Annotated in this window: 16 protein-coding genes and 1 pseudogene; 11 read left to right on the top strand and 6 right to left on the bottom strand. The window is 42.1% G+C overall.

The genetic code is table 11. The features are described 5' to 3' along the window. Positions 1 to 80 precede the first annotated feature (80 nt). Positions 81 to 878 (bottom strand): PRC-barrel domain-containing protein, encoded by a 798-nt coding sequence (locus tag MSSIT_RS02915; protein WP_048174468.1) that lies wholly within the window; start codon positions 876 to 878, stop codon positions 81 to 83. Positions 879 to 1181: 303 nt separating this feature from the next. Here MSSIT_RS02915 and MSSIT_RS22795 point away from each other — a divergent pair, with 303 nt between their 5' ends. Beyond that, positions 1182 to 1331 (top strand): hypothetical protein, encoded by a 150-nt coding sequence (locus MSSIT_RS22795; protein ID WP_156158778.1) that lies wholly within the window; start codon positions 1182 to 1184, stop codon positions 1329 to 1331. 115 nt (positions 1332 to 1446) lie between these two features. Further along, positions 1447 to 1668, top strand: coding sequence for a transcriptional regulator (locus MSSIT_RS02910; protein WP_048169855.1), 222 nt, complete (start codon positions 1447 to 1449; stop codon positions 1666 to 1668). A 75-nt stretch (positions 1669 to 1743) separates the two neighbouring features. Here the strand turns inward: MSSIT_RS02910 and MSSIT_RS02905 are convergent, their stop codons facing one another. The 4 genes from MSSIT_RS02905 to MSSIT_RS25475 all read right to left on the bottom strand — a co-directional run bounded on the left by MSSIT_RS02905 (position 1744) and on the right by MSSIT_RS25475 (position 6087). Beyond that, on the bottom strand, positions 1744 to 2370 hold the full coding sequence (locus tag MSSIT_RS02905) for a hypothetical protein (protein WP_048169852.1): 627 nt from the start codon (positions 2368 to 2370) through the stop codon (positions 1744 to 1746). A gap of 134 nt (positions 2371 to 2504) precedes the next feature. Beyond that, positions 2505 to 3344: a helix-turn-helix transcriptional regulator gene (locus tag MSSIT_RS02900; protein ID WP_048169850.1), complete on the bottom strand. Its 840-nt coding sequence runs from the start codon at positions 3342 to 3344 to the stop codon at positions 2505 to 2507. Positions 3345 to 3685: 341 nt separating this feature from the next. Next, positions 3686 to 5269 carry a sensor histidine kinase gene (locus MSSIT_RS02895; protein WP_048169847.1) on the bottom strand — a complete coding sequence of 528 codons (1584 nt, stop codon included), beginning with the start codon at positions 5267 to 5269 and terminating at the stop codon, positions 3686 to 3688. 647 nt (positions 5270 to 5916) lie between these two features. Continuing rightward, entirely contained in the window at positions 5917 to 6087 is a 171-nt protein-coding gene (locus MSSIT_RS25475) for an MASE3 domain-containing protein (protein WP_315968694.1), read from the bottom strand. A gap of 165 nt (positions 6088 to 6252) precedes the next feature. On the opposite strand from MSSIT_RS25475, the gene MSSIT_RS02885 reads away from it, so the two are divergent. The 9 genes from MSSIT_RS02885 (at position 6253) to MSSIT_RS02845 (ending at position 16903) form a co-directional block, all read left to right on the top strand. Further along, positions 6253 to 6906, top strand: a complete 654-nt coding sequence (locus tag MSSIT_RS02885) for a phosphoribosyltransferase (protein ID WP_048169844.1) — start codon at positions 6253 to 6255, stop codon at positions 6904 to 6906. A gap of 131 nt (positions 6907 to 7037) precedes the next feature. Further along, positions 7038 to 7589, top strand: coding sequence for a dienelactone hydrolase family protein (locus tag MSSIT_RS02880; RefSeq protein ID WP_231590389.1), 552 nt, complete (start codon positions 7038 to 7040; stop codon positions 7587 to 7589). A 659-nt stretch (positions 7590 to 8248) separates the two neighbouring features. Next, positions 8249 to 9220 carry a cation diffusion facilitator family transporter gene (locus tag MSSIT_RS02875; RefSeq protein ID WP_048169839.1) on the top strand — a complete coding sequence of 324 codons (972 nt, stop codon included), beginning with the start codon at positions 8249 to 8251 and terminating at the stop codon, positions 9218 to 9220. A 1216-nt stretch (positions 9221 to 10436) separates the two neighbouring features. Beyond that, positions 10437 to 11195, top strand: a complete 759-nt coding sequence (locus MSSIT_RS02870) for an amidohydrolase family protein (protein WP_048169837.1) — start codon at positions 10437 to 10439, stop codon at positions 11193 to 11195. After that, complete coding sequence (locus MSSIT_RS02865; protein WP_048169835.1) at positions 11192 to 11836, top strand: class I SAM-dependent methyltransferase; 645 nt, start codon at positions 11192 to 11194, stop codon at positions 11834 to 11836. Before MSSIT_RS02870 ends, MSSIT_RS02865 begins: the two co-directional genes overlap by 4 nt. Before the next feature lie 87 nt (positions 11837 to 11923). Next, complete coding sequence (locus tag MSSIT_RS02860; protein WP_048169832.1) at positions 11924 to 12583, top strand: RraA family protein; 660 nt, start codon at positions 11924 to 11926, stop codon at positions 12581 to 12583. Continuing rightward, positions 12583 to 13770: an ATP-grasp domain-containing protein gene (locus MSSIT_RS02855; protein WP_048169830.1), complete on the top strand. Its 1188-nt coding sequence runs from the start codon at positions 12583 to 12585 to the stop codon at positions 13768 to 13770. The genes MSSIT_RS02860 and MSSIT_RS02855 overlap by 1 nt, the downstream gene beginning before the upstream one ends. Before the next feature lie 179 nt (positions 13771 to 13949). After that, the gene (locus tag MSSIT_RS02850) at positions 13950 to 15278 is read left to right on the top strand and encodes a glycosyltransferase (protein WP_048169828.1); all 1329 of its coding nucleotides are present in this window, start codon (positions 13950 to 13952) and stop codon (positions 15276 to 15278) included. A gap of 182 nt (positions 15279 to 15460) precedes the next feature. Beyond that, positions 15461 to 16903: an oligosaccharide flippase family protein gene (locus MSSIT_RS02845; RefSeq protein WP_048174467.1), complete on the top strand. Its 1443-nt coding sequence runs from the start codon at positions 15461 to 15463 to the stop codon at positions 16901 to 16903. A 420-nt stretch (positions 16904 to 17323) separates the two neighbouring features. Here the strand turns inward: MSSIT_RS02845 and MSSIT_RS02835 are convergent. Further along, positions 17324 to 18023, bottom strand: a pseudogene (locus MSSIT_RS02835) (IS1 family transposase). Positions 18024 to 18046: the final 23 nt, after the last annotated feature.

The raw sequence follows: 18046 nt of genomic DNA, 5'->3' as shown, positions 1-18046 counted from the left end.
TCCTCCGATCAATTTCTTCCCAACCTCCCGATTTACCGGTAAGGCTGATGCTTTTATCTGTTTGCAAAATTAAAAAGGTATTAAATGTTGCCTGGCCGGCTCTCGATTCGTTCTCGTTCCCACTGCCAGTATGGCTCGTATCCGTAGTAGCCATACATAGTGGAAAGCCACTCACGGTTAGTTATAGGCCAGTTATCTTTATCAAAGCCCTCTGCTTTTTCCAGGGTTTCTTTAGGCACATCAAGTACGAAGGCGTGTTTATGCACTTTTAGTTGAAGGGCCTGCCAGGGAATAGCAAAGAATTTGTCACCCATGCCCAGGAACCCGCCAAAAGAAAGCACTGCGTACGCGACTCTACCATTTTCAAGGTCAATCATTAACTCCTCGATTTTCCCGAGGTGCTCTTCGGCCTTATTGATGACTTTATCCCCTTTTATCGTGCCTGATGACAAAAAATCCGGAATTTCTTTACCTGCTACTGCCTTTTCTGTCCTTACTCCGACCTGTCCCGCCACTCCGGGATGCCAGTAAGGTTCGTATCCGTAGTAAGCGTACGTCTTGGAGAGCCATTCCCGGTCTGTTAATGGCCATTTGTCCTTATCAAAACCTTCTGCCTGCTCCAGCACTTCTTTGTCGACGTTAAGTACGAAGGCATGCTCATGTACCTTCAACGACAGCGTTTTCCAGGGAAGTGCGAAAAGCTTATTACCCATACCCAGAAATCCGCCAAAAGAAAGCACTGCATACGCTATACTTCCGTCCTGAAGGTCAATCATTAATTCTTCAATTTTCCCAAGATCCTCTCCCGCCCTGTTGACTACATTATCTTTCTTTATGGTGTGTGCCGACAAAAATTGCGGGTTATCTCTACTTTCCATAGTCTCAACTCCCAAAATTAGGAGGCATGTATTCTAAAGTCCGTGTCCCCCCAGGACAGAACTTTAAGACCTCTCCCCCGATGATTATTATTTTTTTAATGTTACTTAAAATTACTGGAATCACTAAAAATATTATTTTATGTTACAATCATAAGAAAATATCAACAAAAGTTACCTAGAAAACCCGGGAAAAAAATGTTTTTTACAAAGCTCTCTTTAGACCAGGAAGCTCCTTACTGAGAAATGACCAGAATGGAATAGAATGCCTTCTGCTGCGGTTTAAAGCATTCGGAAAGCAGGTAAATGAAAAAAATGAGTATTTACAGACAAAATTTTCAACCAGAAAAAGGTTCAAAATGTTACAGGTTCCCTGAACTTCAGGAAAAATATATTAGAAAGGGATTATATGGAAAGAGGAAAAATATCAAATGGAATTCGGCAATTATATTATAAGACTTTCTTTTTTATCTTTTTGCAAGATTTTTTAATCCAGAACGATGAAAATATGTATTAAAGAATCTTTTGTCTGGGAATTACACCTGTGCTGGAAAATTAGGAAGGTGATGGGATGCTTTACACTTATAGCGATACAGAGTATGCTCCGGAAAAGTGCTCTCTTTGCAACGGGGCCGGGTATACCGATGGTAAAATCTGCGAAGCCTGCGGAGGACAGGGGAACGTGCTCGTTGCCCAGCCTGCAATAATATGTCCTCTCTGCGGCGGGTCCGGAAACCTGGATACAGGAACCTGCAAGGCATGCGGAGGAAGCGGTTGGGCTCTTTTCAGATAAAATCTGATTTCCGATTCATGCCTCGAGGGGCATAAAGTTAAACCATGGCCCTTCAGCAAATGATTTATCAGAAAACTACTCCAAACTCTCCGGAAAATCCTCTTTTTCCTTTTGTCTTGCCATAACTTCGTTCTTTTTCTCATCAGGCAAACAGTCAAAACAGGTCTCATACCTTGAAGGCTTATACTTTTTTTTGCACACCGGGCAGAGCTCCATGCCCCTCAGGCTTGCAAAATGGCAACGATTGCAGAGCACAATCGCATGTTCAAAAGATGCGTATTCTTCTTCGGCTTTTCGGGTTTCTTCTTCAATCAGCTCTTCAATCCCACTTTCTTCGAGCCATTCATGATAAAGCTTTTTGAAGTTTCCTTCTTCCTTATCTTCAACAAGCACCTCGATACACTGCCCTTCAAGGCCGGTATGGTCAGGCTCGGCTTTGTGCACAGTAGAGGCTTTGTGCCAGGTAGGATGACTTTTATGGCGGTGTTTGCCGGTAAGAACCTGCTCGAATTTCTGGTACTTTTGCCTGTACACTTCCCTGAATCTGGAATATGCAAGCCTGTAAATCCCGGAACGGACCTCTGCCGGAGAAAAATCTCCGGGAGTGTGGACACACAGGCGCTCAGCGGAACCGCACCAGGCACAGGTTTTACCTTTAATGAATTCAGCCCTTTTTTCTTTCCATTCCTTGGTTCGTTTCATTTAGATCCCTGTAAGAGCTTTCGGGAATAAAAGATATTTAAAACTGAAGGTTCCATGTTCCGGATATAGGCCCATATTCCGGTCCTGTTCTCACCTTAATTTGAATCTTATTCTTGTATTTATTTTTGGTCCTATTACAGGTCATTGAAAGCTTTCCGGCCATCAGAGCTGCGATCTGAACAATCCATTGAACAGACTTTCTCTGACCTCTCCATGTAGTATTCGAAGAGTTCTTTTCCCCAGCTCAGAGCACGGGGTTCGAAATTGAGAAGGTGTTGTCCTTCAAACCTCCCATTCTTATTGAAGAACCCGAGCAATAAAGCACTTTCCGAAATCGCAATCAATGCGGGGATTTCAAGTGGATCTCCGGCATACACAAAAAGAGAGGCATTTTTTTTCGCCAGGATTTTCTCCCCCGTATTCCGAAAATCTCCCGAAAACCTATCAAATGAATCCCTGCTAAAGATGAGCTGCACCTGAATATCTCTTTTTGCGAGTTCCAGGGAAAAAGAGGGAATATGAGGGTTAAAATAAGAAAAAAGGAGCATAACCTTTGAAGAGACAATAAAATGATTGATCAGCTCAGGAAACAAATCAAGTCCGTGAGTGAGCTCGGGTTCGAGGAGCTGGCTCCCTTTAAGGTCTCCCATCCGTTTTAACAGATGAAAAGGAATGGAATCCAGTTTCCTGTTGCTCCAGAAAAAATCGTTTTCCTCAAACGTACTGGCCACATCCAGTAAAGATCTTGCTTTTTTAACCAGTATGTCACCTATGATTGAGAGGCTATACACTTCCCCATTCTGAACGATTAACCCTTCTTCTTTTAATTTTTTGATATGAGGGAGCAGGGAAATCCTCGATACCTGCAGCAGATCAAGAATTCCATCAATATCTCTGGGTCCTTCTGCCAGCAGTAATAGAAAATTCTTCCTTTTATCGGAAAATAAAAGGAGGTTAACAAGTTGCAGTTTCATCTGGTTTGCGCCTTCTAACGTAGATAAGCATTTTTTAGGGAAATCATTAGTATGAAAATTTCAAATAATTATAGTACCGAGATAATCATTAATATATAGATATAAATGTTATCTTGGATCTGAACCGAAAAAAATAAAGAAATGTTCATAAAAATGGGACGAGATTAACCAGAAGCCCCTGGAAACAGAAGCTGATACCTATAACACCACGCATCTCAGGATCAGAAGAAAACACTGTGGAAATGAAGTATCTAATATCCGAAGAAAAGGCTCCCTGGGACAGAACGACATATACATTGAATGACACTGTACGGGTCAAGAAAGATATGTAAACCCCAGATTCATGAGCATTTTCCGGAATTGCCGAACTTGATGGCGAACTCCGTCCCGTAGTCTCTGCTAAGCTCTATACAACCGCCTATCTGCTCAACAAGAATGGTTATGAGCTGGAGCCCAAGAGAGTCAGCATTTCGGAAGTCTACTTCTTCAGAGATTCCTCTTCCGTTATCGGCAACAGTCAAAGTATAATGGAAACAATTATTCCCCGGATGTTCCGAATTAGAACCGGAAAGTTCATCCCTGGAGTGAGGCTCTTCGTTACTCCGCAGGTTTATGCATATTTCTCCTTCTTTTTTATCTGAGAAAGCATGCTTCAGGGAATTTGAAACCATCTCATTGACAATAATCCCGAGAGGAATTGCAATATCCGTGCCAAGATAAACCTTTTCAAGGTCAAGTTTAAGGCTTACCCCATCCTTGCCCACACGATATGAATTGAAAAGGTCTGCAGTCAGCTTCTGCAGGTAGTCCGCGAAATCAAGGGAATCCAGATTTTTTCCTCCATGAAGCTCTTCATGGATCATGGCTATGGATGCAACCCGGTTCTGGCTTTCCCTGAACGCTTCAATCACTTCCCTGTCTTCGAACTTTTCCGCCTGCAGACTTAGCAGAGAAGAGATTACCTGGAGATTATTCTTTATCCTGTGGTGGACCTCTTTTATCCGAACGCGGTCTATTTTTTTGAGGGCTTCTTCAGCCATTTTACGCTCAGTGATGTCATAGACCAACCCCTGGAATTTACCTGAGCCTTCAGACTTGCCCCGAATCCTCTGGGTAATCTCCCGGGCCCATATTAGTTCTCCATTTTTTTTGCGGATTCTAAACTCATTCTCAGCTACAAATTTAGGATTTGATTTCAACTTCTGCTGGTTTTCAATAATCAAATGCTGATCTTCAGGTACAATTAGTTCCATCAAACTAACTTTTTCGGAAAGGAGATCCTCCTTCCTGTAACCTGTCATTTCTTCGACAGTCCCCTGTATGGATACCAAGAAAAAGTTTCCGTCAAGCTGGAACCCTATCCCCGGGAAGTGTTGTAAAAAAGACTGGGAATTTTCCTGATGTTCATCATCCCCAAATCTTTTGTTATTCGGCTTAAGATTCCTGTTTACTCCTATCATTCTGCATATATGGCCGTACTTATCCCCCAAAAAAATTGCTTTTTGCCTGAAGCCTTCTTCCCTTTGCTTGAGTACCCTGCAATTTCCAGACCTCCTTTCAACTTCTTTATTTTCGGGTTCTCTGTTACGTATTAAGAACAGTAGGGCAACCAGAAAAGAAAGGCTTTCCAGGTATCTTGCAAGTATCCGGAACTGATCAGGCAGGTTAATTTCAGGAACCTCGGAGAACCCCATTACCCTGAATGTGAGGGCATGCAAAAAGTCAACGCTGCCGATTAAAAAAAAAGCAACTCCTATGAGTATAACTATAGGTATAAGATATCTGTTTTCCAGGTAAGCTCTTGATTTCCACCCTATCAAAAATATTACGTATGCAACATAGACGCTGAACAGTTCTACCAGAGTACGGGAAAGAAGGTAGTTTCCAGGGATAATTAAGTAGGGCAGGCCTATTATCGCGATCAAGACCGCTGCCTCATGAAGCCTTACTTCAAACGAGTTTCCCCCAGTATGAGATATGCAGTTTCCCCCCTTGAATGTATTACCTGGAAATGAAGATCTACCTCACATAAAATTACATCAAAGTACTAAATACCAGAGAGCTGGAAACCCCTGACATTACACACTGTGATAAAATAACGGACAGAGAAAAGGACAGTGAAAAGCAGAGTAAGAAGAAGAAGCCCGGAGGTGCCACACCCCTTTTACTGGATTCCCAGATACGGCAGCTCCGAAGATATATTCCCCCAAGCGTATTGATCCGGAACAGGATCAATGATCTCCAGGCAGTCCTTTACATATTATCATACCCACTAACTTCCTAACTCCACGAATATAACATTATATTATTAACTATTTTAAATTAATTACCAAAAAAATTGCCTTCAAGAAAAAAATAATTTAATACTAAAAATTTCAAAGCGAGCATAAGAGTGTATATCGATTTACTTCGGTTGAAAAAGCCTGTTCCGTTATCTGTTACCGTAAGCATGTAATGGAAAAAATTTCCATTCTGGCAGCCCGGACATCTGCCCGGTTTTGAAGTGGAATCCTCCATTCCTTCATAAGAAAATGTGTATAATAGATCCAGAACCCCTAAAAAAGTAAGCAATTCATATAAACATGAGGTACCGGTTTTCCAGATGGTTTCTTGATTTCCACACTATTAAAAATATCACATATGCAACATACACACTGAAGAGTTCTGCCAGAGTATGGAAGAACAGGTAGTTACTGATGCTAATCAGGTAAAGTACACTAATTATGGCTAGCCAGAGTATCACTTCATAGGGCTCGATTGTTACCGGTTTATCTCTACCTTGAGATATTCAATAAAAGTTTAAGTTTTAATTTATAATACTCCATACATTTAAAAGTTTAAACATGGATACTATAAGTTAATATTCATCTTATGATTAATCCATTTCAACAGGGGGTTGAAGGGAATAATGGCAATCTTTAAAGACAGAGTAGATGCAGGGAAAATACTGGCAAAAGAACTTTCAAAATATTCAAACCGTCCGAACGTGCTGATACTGGCACTTCCGAGGGGTGGAGTCCCTGTAGCTTTTGAAGTTGCAAAAGCCCTGAATGTAAAAATGGATGTTTTCATAGTACGGAAGCTGGGAGTTCCGGGAAATGAAGAACTGGCAATGGGGGCAATTGCATCTGACGACATCCGTGTTTTGAACGAAGACATTGTAAGGTCTTTCCAGATACCGGATAGAGTAATTGCTACGGTAGCTGCAAACGAACTCAAGGAACTTGAACGCCGAGAGCGTAAATATCACGGGGGTCACCCCAAAACGGATATACGCGGCATGACCGTCCTCCTGATAGACGACGGGCTTGCGACCGGAGCAACAATGCATGCGGCAGTTGAAGCCCTTAAAACTAAAAAACCAGCTAAACTGGTTGTCGCAGTCCCTACGGCTTCCCCGGACATGTGCAGGTTCTTTGAAGATAAAGTTGATGAAGTCATCTGCGCTGCCACCCCGGAGCCATTTTATGCAGTAGGAACCTCATATGGGGATTTCAGCCAGACTACGGACGACGAAGTATGCGAACTGCTGCGTAAAGCAAGGAATTTTCATCGAAGTTAAATATTTCCGGGGGAACGAACATACCATCGAATACCGATAAAAGGGATGTTGAAGTCCGCATTCCTATTGACGGAATATATCTTGAGGGAATTCTATCTATCCCTGAAGGATCCGGGGGGATTGTTGTTTTTGTGCATGGAAGCGGGAGCAGTCGCCACAGCCCACGCAACCAGTACGTTGCAAAAGAACTTCAGAGAGGCGGTCTTGGAACCCTTTTGTTTGATCTCCTGACAGTCGAAGAAGAGAGAGTCGATATGCTAACGCGCCATCTCCGTTTTGACATAGACCTGCTTTCAAAACGCCTTATTGACACGACAAACTGGCTTTTACATAACCCTGATACAGAAGAGCTTAACATAGGTTACTTTGGCTCCAGTACAGGTGCTGCGGCCGCACTCATAGCTGCAAAAGAGCATTCCGAAACTGTAAAAGCAGTGGTCTCGAGAGGAGGGCGGCCTGACCTTGCTGAAAGCGCCATGATGTATGTAAAAGCACCGACACTGCTTATTGTAGGCGGAGAAGATACTCAGGTAATAGACCTGAACCGGTGGGCATTAGAGAGAACGACCATGCCGGAGAAGGAACTGAAGATTGTTCCCGGAGCTACACATCTTTTTGAAGAGCCAGGAACGCTGGAAGAAGTTGCTCGTTTAGCCAGGGAGTGGTTTAAAAAATACCTTTGAGAGGGAAAGGAAAAAACTGAAAAGACTTTTGAAATGAGGGCACAGGATATGGAACGAAAATTCAGACATGGGGGGCAATAAGGCTCGATAATAAGTTAAAATCAAACCTCTAAATTAGCCCTTGAATTAGCCTTTGAATTAGCCCTTGAATTAGCTTTTAAATTAAAACTTAAAAGAAAAAATTTCAAGGAAAAATCGTTTGAAGAAATAAAAGTTGCGTTGGTGCACCCCGCTGCAACACATGGGGTATGTTTGCGTCCTCGCTCTCGTTATTGAGCTATTCAAAGGAAAATACCCTCAAATCTAAAGAGTCAGAAGCTTCCCATTCCTTTCTCTTTTTGAGAACAAGTCCTCAGGATCTTTCCCACTTTTCGCAGGTGTTATAGTCCAATTAGATTATAGTCCAATTAGATTTTGATCCGAAAATTGAGGGTTGACGCGACAGAGCAGGGTATTTGACTGAAATAAAGGAAATTGTCCAGAGGTATACAGCAAATATCTGATAGAAATGTAGTATCAAGGGACATGGAAAATCCTGGAACTGAAGGAAGAGAATATTTATATCTATTGATAACTTACCTATATTTTCCTGTCTAATAGAAATAATAAGGGTATGAATTTTAAATTATTCGAATAAATTACGGCTTTCCTGAGAAATTATGAGAGGAACTGATTATACAGATAATGAAACTCCCTCTCACCCGGAGGAGTTTGAAAATTTTCGGTATTCACAGGCAATTTACGTAACAAAGGTTGCAATGGCTTCAAACCTTTTACTTACTGGGTTTAAGTTTTTTGCAGGGATAGTGGGAAACAGTTCAGCAATGATTGCTGACGCCATTCATTCCACATCGGACTTCATGACCGACATCGCAGTAATAGCAGGTTTGAAAATTGCCAGAAAACCGGGGGACAGCACACATAATTACGGGCATGGGAAAATTGAAACCCTCTCGGCTGCATTTATAGGACTGGTACTTATCGCAGTGTCTGTCGGGATTTTCTGGAGCGGACTCCAGAAGGTTCTCGCGTTTTATCACGGAGAAATACTCCCGGCTCCTAGCAGAGTCGCTCTTGCAGCAGCGGTCCTTTCAATTGTAATAAAAGAGTGGCTGTACCGTTATACAATGGTATATGCCAGAAAATTCAGGAGTGATGCTCTTACTGCAAATGCCTGGCACCACCGTTCTGATGCCTTATCTTCCATAGGGACCATGATAGGGATTGGGGGTGCAATCCTGCTTGGAGGCAGGTGGGTGGTACTCGACCCGATAGCTGCCGTTATATTGAGTTTCTTCATCTTCAAGGTAGCCTTCGAGATCTCTTACAAAAACCTGAACGAACTGCTGGAAGCCTCCCTGGACTCGGAGGCTTATAGAACTATTGAGGAGATTCTGAAATCCACGGATGGTGTGCTGGGTTTTCATGAGCTTAAGACCCGAAAGATAGGAAACGCCGTGGCTGCGGATGTCCATATTGAGGTAGACAGAAACCTGAACATTGTAGATGCACACGAAATTTCAACGCATGTTGAAGACAGATTAAAAGAAGTCTGCGGCAAAAACGGATACATTTCAATTCATGTGGAACCCTGCTCGGATACTCACTATTCAGAATACAAAAATAAATAAAAAGCAGGAACTCTCCTGGAATAGAACATTTATTTTAAGATGCGAACTACTTGCCAGACCAAAAGACTTAACGAGCTTCACCATTCATACTTTGGAACAATTGGCAGCAAGCTCTCCAGGTTAATTTTTCTTATTCCGATGATGTAAGCGTTTTTGTGTGAGCTGCCCTCAGCTTCTGGTTCCCATGATACTCAAAACCCTTCGGGAGCATTTCTTTCAGAAGTGGCTTAAAATTTGGCTGCCAGACCTTTTGAAGCCATAAGTTTGTCGAAAGTCACGACCAGTAAAATGATTCAACATATATTTTTCTTCGTGACATTTTTACCCTAATCGATGCCGAATTAGACATTCATGCTTCCTAACATTTCCTTAAGAGCTCAGCACACTTGCATTACTGCTGATACATCTCAGAATATAGCTACCCCCATGGAAAGGGCAGCACAACACAATTTATGACATAACTTCCTGTCGCACCTACAGTACTTGAGGTAAGCTATCTTGTACAAGTAACCCATTATTTTTACTTCAACTTCAAATTTGTTTCATATTACAGGATTATTCCAAGTACCAAAATGGAATTGGAATTTACTCAACGTTTTACTTTTTGTGTCACATACTGCGGTAGTCACATACTGCGGTATTATGTATTGAACATTCAAGTAGATTTGAATCTACGAAATATTTTCGGGATACAACGCCTCTGTTCCTCATTACAAGTCAAAAAGGTAAAATTCTAGCATGAGTTTGAAAATTTATGATTGGCAAGTAAGTTGAGAATTACAGATCTTAAAGAAAAAAATACAAATGTAAACAGTATTAATCCAAAAACAAAACTATAATTAAAAAAATGAATTTAAAAAATATAGTTAGTGCTACAATGAGAGAAAACCGAACAGTTTAAATAATTTAATACTAATTTCATTAAAAATTAATACTGTATGGGACGTTAACAATTTTGCGCCAAAGAATGATGTTGATGTTGAACTGAGTACATACCGAACATAAATCTGAAGAAATCGCTTATATGTAGTATTTTTGAAGCCTTTAGACATCGAATATTTATTTTGATGAAGATTAGATTTTTCTTGTTAACTCCAATCTTCAATAATAGTGTTACAAGATACGCTCAAATTGCCCAAATTTGGTTTCAATTATATCCAGAGACACTACAAGCATTAATCAGTATACATTCCAAATCATTGGAGGAAGAAATTTATTGGAAGTCATAGATTGCCATGTACACATAACCGCATCTGGACATTGGTTTGATACTCCGTATGATGCATCGGTAAGGAAACTTAAAGATGAAATGAGGCACGCCGGAATCACACAGGCAATCCTGATCCCATTCGCTCATGTATCAACAGATGACATCCGTTTCTGCCTTGATCTGGCTAAAAAGCAACCGAAGAAATTCGCGGTCGCACCCCAGATTGATGTAGCAAACTTATCTCTCCTGACAGGGTACGAGGATGTGGTCGCCGGGTTGAAGGTCCACCCGTCCCTTCAACAAGTTGATCCCACTTCTCAGGCCGTTTGTGAGATCCTTGATACGGCTTCCAGTATGGGAAAACCCGTCATCTTTGATACCATCATGCAGAGCCCAACTATCCCAATGCGACTCCTTGATCCTAGTGTTTTTGACGAACTCGCAAAGACATACTGCGATGTCACTTTTGTCCTCGCCCATTCGTGCTGGCCGCGCCTGCTTGATGCCTACACTCTTGCGAAAGCGAACCCTAATGTCTATCTCGACCTCTCATATTTCGGTAAGATAGCTGAGGGAACCCATCTGCTCCATGACTTCTGCTGTCTGCTAGATAGACTGGATCAGAAAGTAATCTTCGGGACTGATTTTCCGGAAGTTGATATGAAGGCGTATCACAACCTATGGAATAGATATCTGCAGCCTCTACCCAAGAGGAAACGGGAGCGGATCTTTTCAGGTAATGCGCATGAGGTGTTTAATTTATGAAAGTAGATGACATCGGGGTTACCAGGCAGCGCTACACCGAACGGTATGAAACATTTGGTTACAGCCCTCAAACCCTTGGATGGGGAAAGCAAGGAAGGCAGGCACTCCGGTTCTCAGTCCTGACAGGGATCGGTGATCTACAAGGGAAGTCCGTGCTTGATGTCGGATGCGGATTCGGTGACCTCTATGGTTTTCTCACGGCAAGAGGGTGGACAGGCCGCTATGTAGGTATCGATTTGGTTTCAGTCCTTGTGGAAGAGGGTAAAAAACGGTTTCCCGATGCAGAACTGCTCGTCGGAGACTTTGAAGAACAGATTTTTGATGAACCGTTCGATTACGTCATCGCTTCAGGGATCTTCAACTTCCGACTCACACAGGAAGACAACTGGGCATATATCATGCGAACGCTAGAGAAGATGCTTGCCATTGCGTCATTGGGAGTTGGAGTCGATTTCATGACTTCTTGGGTAGATTTTCAGAACCCTATCGCGTTCCACACCGATCCCTGCATACTTGTCCAGAACATCCGCAACCTTACCCGACGGTTCACCCTCAGGCAGGACTACATGCCTTACGAATATGCTCTCTATCTCTACCATGACACTCCTGTTAATCACGATAACACCTTCCCAACGATATGAACGATGGATCTCGACATTAAATTGATCCGGAATTTAGAAAAGACACCTAACCTTAGCATTCAATAATCTACTAGTAAGGTGAGCTCAATGACCACATATGATACCGATACCGTTCAGATCATCAGCAAAATTAAGCGAAATCGAATTTCTTCGACAGAGGTTGCCGACTGTCTGGGAAAGAGCGGAGACATTCCGGGAGTAGTTCCACTAAACATCGGACATTTCCGCGTCGGTCGCGTTCGGTGGACGTATGCATTGAACGAAAGTAACTGGGAATTTCATGAACAGATTATAGATGTAGAAGAGGGGGAAGTCCTCCTCTTAGAACCCTTCGACTGCAACGGTCGTGCAATCTTTGGCAGTATTGTCTCAAAATATTTAATCCTCTACCGGCAGGTTGCGGCAATCGTTGTGCAGGGATATCTCCGAGACATACCCCATCTGCGTAAAGAGAACTGGCCAATATGGTGCACCGGAGGCACACCTATAGGTTGCTTCAACCGTAAGAATGAAGTCGACCTGGACCCAGCAATCATCGCTGAACGACGCAAACGGTATGATGGGGCTATTGCCATCTGCGACGATAGTGGTGTGGTTATAATCCCAAAAGATAGGATCAATAGGGATTTCCTCGAAAAACTCGACTGGATTGAAGAGCAGGAAGATATCTGGTTCGACTGCATCGACCGCCGAAAGTGGAACACCTATGATACAGTCTGCCTGAAGAAGTACCAGGAGCAGAAATAATGAAGAAGATCATGATCCTAGGTGGAGGTCAGTACTCAAAGCAAGTATTTCATACACTCGCAGATGCGGGTTTTGTCACCATTTGTGTCGACCGTGATCCACAAGCTCCCTGTGGAGCACTGGCAGATGTGTTTTATCCTGTTGATATTATGGATCTTGAAGGGGTCTGTGCCATCGCACGTAGCACCCATACCGACGGAATCATGGCGATCAACGACTTCGGCACCCGAACTGCCTCTTACGTGGCGGGAGAACTGAGTCTAGCAGGCCTCCCCATAGAAACCGTCGATGCAGCAAATGATAAGGGACGCATGCGTGATGTATGGAGCAAACAGGGGCTTGCACAGCCACAATACAGAGTATTTAAGACCTTAGAAGAACTGAAAGAGATGACAGAACAGATCGGATTTCCCTGCGTCGTCAAACCTACAGAAAGCGGAGGTGGTGGACGCGGGGTATCGGTGCTGAGATCTCCAGATGACATCGCATGGGCATACCAGTTTGCGCAGCCGTATGTGAGAAATGGCCGCTTTATCGTGGAAGAATATGTGGAAGGCATTGAGATGACGATAGAATCGTTCTCATACGGCGGGGAGGTCACCATTCTGGCAATGAGTGATAAGGCCAAACCGGACCTCCGAACACGAGTTGCTACAAGCCTTAATTACCCCGCTGCTTTCTCCAGAGTGATTCTTAAGCAGGTGAGAAATCTTGTCATAGCAGCAGTAAAGGCGATAGGTGTTCAGATCGGTATGGCGCATACGGAAGTTATTGTAGCCAGCGACGGACCGAAACTCGTTGAGTTGGGAGCACGGGGGGGTGGAGGTCACATATTCCACACGATCATTGAGGCTGTATCCGGGTTCAATGCACCCGTACAGACTGCTCGTATTCTTACCGGTATGCAGGTAACAATACCGGAACTGACAGATAATGGTGCAGTCTACCGCTTTTTTACCCCATCAAGAGGTATCCTCAAAGGAGTACGCAACCTGGAAGCAGCAGCGCTTCTCGAGGGCATTCTCGATATCGGGCTGACCAAAAACATCGGTGACTTGGTGGGAGACTTCGAAAACTCTCTCCAGCGAACTGGTTTCGTAGTCACTAAAGGTCAAACCCGAGAGGCAGCCATAGTGGTAGCCGACCGTGCCGAATCAATGGTTGAATTTATCGTCGATCCATGTTGATGAATATTTCACACCCGTATTCAGCACGGATATATCAAAGCCCTATAAACCCAAATTAATTGGACACGAAATTGGACTTCATTTTGATTTTGGATTAAATCAGCATCCTGAACTGAATTGATACACAATACTCGAATGGCCGTACGAAATACGTTATTACATATAGGAAGGCGAATTGGGTGATTAAGGAGTACAAAATATTAATAGGTTTGGAAGAAATTGCTGGCTACAATAGTAATTTAAAAAAAGGATTTAAGAAACTCGGCATCGATTGCACGTTTATAGATCTGACTTATCATTCATTTCAGTATGGTGGGGATGATAAACCCAATATTTTTGTCAAGATGTACAGATGTGTTCTTCACCAAAGAATAAAGCATGATTCTGGAATTTTAAAAATACCTTTTTTTATTATCTTAATGTTGCTTAGAATTCTGATTTTTTTATGGGCTATAATTAATTATAATGTATTTATTCTTACAGGTGGCAGTTCTTTTTTCAGACATAATGGTCATTATTTTGACTTTCCGTTATTAAAACTATTGAACAAAAAAATAATTATCTCTTCTTTTGGTTCTGAGGAACGCCCGCCTTATATAAATTGGAGTGCGTCACGAATAAATGGTAATAACGATATGGGATTATACAAAAAGAAAACAGACATGATCAAAAAACGTGTTGCAGCTATTGATAGATATTCAAATTATATTGTGACGCATCCTGGATATGCTCATTTCCACCAAAAAAATTTCATAAAAGGATTAGCAATAGGCATTCCATTTAACGCTTCAAATCTGAACTTTAGCGCATCAAATCAGAACAACACTATCGGGACAAAACCAACAAAGAGCGTAAGAATCCTGCATTCTCCATCAGATCCAATCGGAAAGGGTTCAGCTCATATTAAAAAAGCGATTTCTACGCTGAAGGAAAAAGGATATCTTATAAACTTCATTGAGATAACTGGCAAGCCACATCAAGAAGTTATCAAAGAATTACAAAGTTGTGACTTTATCGTAGATCAGGTTTATTCTGACACACCAATGGCCGTCTTTGCCACAGAAGCTGCTTGGTTTGGAAAACCTGCTATAGTTGGAGGATACTATTCAGGCTACATCCATAATCACTATTCTCAAGAGCAAATCCCACCAAGCATCTATTGCCATCCAGATGAGATTACACCAGCGATAGAACGGCTAGTCGTGGATAAAGAATTTCGGTTGAACTTAGGAAAAAAAGCGCATAACTTTGTCAGAACAACATGGTCCGCAGAACAGGTAGCGAAGCGATATATGCAAATTATCGAGGGTACCATCCCCGAAGAATGTATGTTCGATCCCAATAATATCCGTTATGTTCAGGGATACGGCATGCCAGAACCCCAAAGCAAAGAAATTATCCGTAATATGATCGAACAATACGGCATAGAATCCCTCTGCCTCTCAGATAAACCGGAACTCGAACAAAGGTTCAGGGAATATGCATATGATGTCCGTGAATCAAAATAATTTTACAATAGATGAGCTGATCCCAAAAATCAACATCACTTTCCGGAATCCCTATCCAAATTAATCAATCGATTTCGTGATTACGAAAATAGTCCTGAACTTTATGGATTAAAGGGATAAAATTAGTTTTGGGATGATTTATATTATAAAAACCCGGGGAAATATTGGAGGAAACATCCAACATGATTCGCAGATTCTTCCGCGACAGTGCTATCTACACCATTCCCTCAATCTTAAGTAATGGAATTTCATTCTTTTTAATCCCATTATACACTCGTGTTCTCTCCCCCTCCGACTACGGAGCCCTCGATATGATCACAGTATTCGGATCACTGATCGCAGTTACCGTAGCTCTGGAGATCTCCCAGGCTTTTTCACGTTTTTACCGGGATGAGAAGACGGATGAGGGTAAAAAGGTTTTAGCCTCAACTGCCCTCTGGTTTACAATACTTATGTTTTCGGGATTTCTGATCGTGACTTTAGCCTTTGCACAGGAACTCTCTCTCATTGTGATTGGTATACCTGGGCTTGATGATGTCTTTCGTCTTGGAGTAATTTTCATCTGGATGAATGGACTCTTTTATCTGTTGAGGAATCAGCTTCGGTTCGAGCTCCACAGCAAAGCCTATTCTATTGTTAGCATAGTCCAGTCTCTTACAACAGCAGGTGCATCGGTACTGCTTACCTATGTATTTCATTTCGGCATCTACGGTTTTCTTGCAGGCATGATCATCGGGACAGCAACAGGGACTTCAATCGGATTCTATTATCTCAAAACAACATTTCAACTCCGTTTTGATCTCACAAAACTTAAAACGATGCTTGCCTTCTCGATACCGCTCGTACCCTCAAGTATCGCTGTTTTTACAAACATGTACATCGATCGATTAATGATCAACTGCTACCTCTCACTCAAAGAAGTTGGTCTTTATGGTATGAGTTACCGTCTGGCAAACATATCGACTCTTGTCCTTGTCGGTTTCCAAACAGCTCTGATCCCACTAGTGTACAAGCATTACCAGGAACCTGAAACACCCAACCAACTTGCGACGATATTCAGAGCTTTTCTGTCAATTATGATCATGATATTCTTAATTCTCTCCCTCTTCGCTGACGTTGCCCTCTGGATCCTCACGACGCCTGAATATTATGCTGCCGATAAGATGGTAGTCTTTTTGGTTCCTGCGATCCTGCTCTCGCAGATGTATATCTTTGCGCCCGGGATCGGGATTTCAAAGAAGACATATCTGTACATATGGATTAACGTTGCAGGAGCAATTCTGAATATCTTATTTAACTGGCTTTTAATACCCCAGATTGGCCCTATCGGAGCAGGTATTGCAACCTTAATAGGATCTGCATTCGTCTTTGGCGCATATATGTATTACAGCCAGAAATTCTATTATGTACCACATGACTGGGAAGCTATCGCCAGCGTTGTCCTCGTGGCGGTGGCACTCGTGACCATCGGGTTGCATATTCATTTAGAATTGTACATTAACCTGTTCATCAGGGGTTGTCTTATCCTCCTGATGCTGGGAGTGTTTTTATTCTTCGGAATCCTAAAGTGGAAAGAGATAGTTCACGTCCGCAATTTGGTACCGGCCAGATGGAGTCAACGGTGACCTGCTAAGAAGTGTATACGATGTAATATACGAGATGTGAGATAGGTGGAGTTATTTCAAAACAAGCCTCCGGTTTCATTCATACAGTCGGTGAACAACCCCTGTATCCGCCGCGGATCCGAAAGCGAGTTAATTTCCTCGACGGCACGCACAGGAACATCTGGTAAAGGAATACCAGGAACTTTTCATAAAACATAATAATGATGACCATAAAAAAGAGTAGAAGAGCTGATTGATAACTTAACTGTTTATGATTCACCGATGAGTTTCAACAAAAATGCGGGAATGAGGATTTGAAAGAGGATTGGTATAGAAAAGCATATTGTCCTTCTACAGCAAAACCCTATGAGACAAGTTTTTTCAACCTTATTACAGCAGAATTTGGATACATGGGGGGTCCTGATGTAGTCAAACTTTTCGTTAAAAAATTGGGTATTGTATATTAAATATAGTTAACTCTTTATTTCTGTATTTCATCAATAGAAGGACAGAATAATTTAGCATTTCAAGACTCTTCGTATAACATTTTGTATTTCGTCTCAACCTTGCCAAAAAGTGCCTCAATATGCCATAATATCCTTCAACTGTATACGTTTCTGCTTTGGATTGAGTATGGATAGTTTCAGGAAAAAACTCTGCATATGCTCTCCAGTGATCAGTCATCACTTCTCCAATCTCTTTCTTCTTTAATTTTTCCCAGAGTAGTTTCCAGTTTCCGTTCCTCTGCTGCCAAAAGAGCAGTCGATGAACTTTTTCCCAACTCTATCAACAGCAATCCAGATCCAGCAATATTTTTTTTGTTACCGATGTAAGTGTGCATCTCATCCATTTCAACAATAGATAGCTCATTTTCACTTTTTAGGTCCTCTAACTCCTGACCAAATTTCTTTATCCATTTTTGGACAGAAACATGACTTACCCCTAAAAATCGTCCTATTGAGCGAAATCCTAATCCCTCAAGATAAAGTTGCAAAGCCTGTCTCTTAACTAAAGGAGAACTAGCAGTTGATTTTAGCTCGACTGAATAGTTATATCCACAATCGTGGCATTTGTAGCGTTGACGTCCACAAACTATACCGTTCTTTTTATGAGTGGAACTCTTACATCTTGAGCAGTTCATGCAGAACTATAGGTTCTCATAAT

It is taken from the genome of Methanosarcina siciliae T4/M (assembly GCF_000970085.1).
GTDB classification, from domain to species: domain Archaea; phylum Halobacteriota; class Methanosarcinia; order Methanosarcinales; family Methanosarcinaceae; genus Methanosarcina; species Methanosarcina siciliae.
This window is presented reverse-complemented; position numbering and strand designations above follow the sequence as displayed.

Excerpts from the sequence above, each read along its gene's own strand:
- MSSIT_RS02915 (WP_048174468.1), bottom strand. The coding sequence starts at position 878 with ATGGAAAGTAGAGATAACCCGCAATTTTTGTCGGCACACACCATAAAG.
- MSSIT_RS22795 (WP_156158778.1), top strand. The coding sequence starts at position 1,182 with ATGAAAAAAATGAGTATTTACAGACAAAATTTTCAACCAGAAAAAGGT.
- MSSIT_RS02910 (WP_048169855.1), top strand. The coding sequence starts at position 1,447 with ATGCTTTACACTTATAGCGATACAGAGTATGCTCCGGAAAAGTGCTCT.
- MSSIT_RS02905 (WP_048169852.1), bottom strand. The coding sequence starts at position 2,370 with ATGAAACGAACCAAGGAATGGAAAGAAAAAAGGGCTGAATTCATTAAA.
- MSSIT_RS02900 (WP_048169850.1), bottom strand. The coding sequence starts at position 3,344 with ATGAAACTGCAACTTGTTAACCTCCTTTTATTTTCCGATAAAAGGAAG.
- MSSIT_RS02885 (WP_048169844.1), top strand. The coding sequence starts at position 6,253 with ATGGCAATCTTTAAAGACAGAGTAGATGCAGGGAAAATACTGGCAAAA.
- MSSIT_RS02875 (WP_048169839.1), top strand. The coding sequence starts at position 8,249 with ATGAGAGGAACTGATTATACAGATAATGAAACTCCCTCTCACCCGGAG.
- MSSIT_RS02865 (WP_048169835.1), top strand. The coding sequence starts at position 11,192 with ATGAAAGTAGATGACATCGGGGTTACCAGGCAGCGCTACACCGAACGG.
- MSSIT_RS02860 (WP_048169832.1), top strand. The coding sequence starts at position 11,924 with ATGACCACATATGATACCGATACCGTTCAGATCATCAGCAAAATTAAG.
- MSSIT_RS02855 (WP_048169830.1), top strand. The coding sequence starts at position 12,583 with ATGAAGAAGATCATGATCCTAGGTGGAGGTCAGTACTCAAAGCAAGTA.
- MSSIT_RS02845 (WP_048174467.1), top strand. The coding sequence starts at position 15,461 with ATGATTCGCAGATTCTTCCGCGACAGTGCTATCTACACCATTCCCTCA.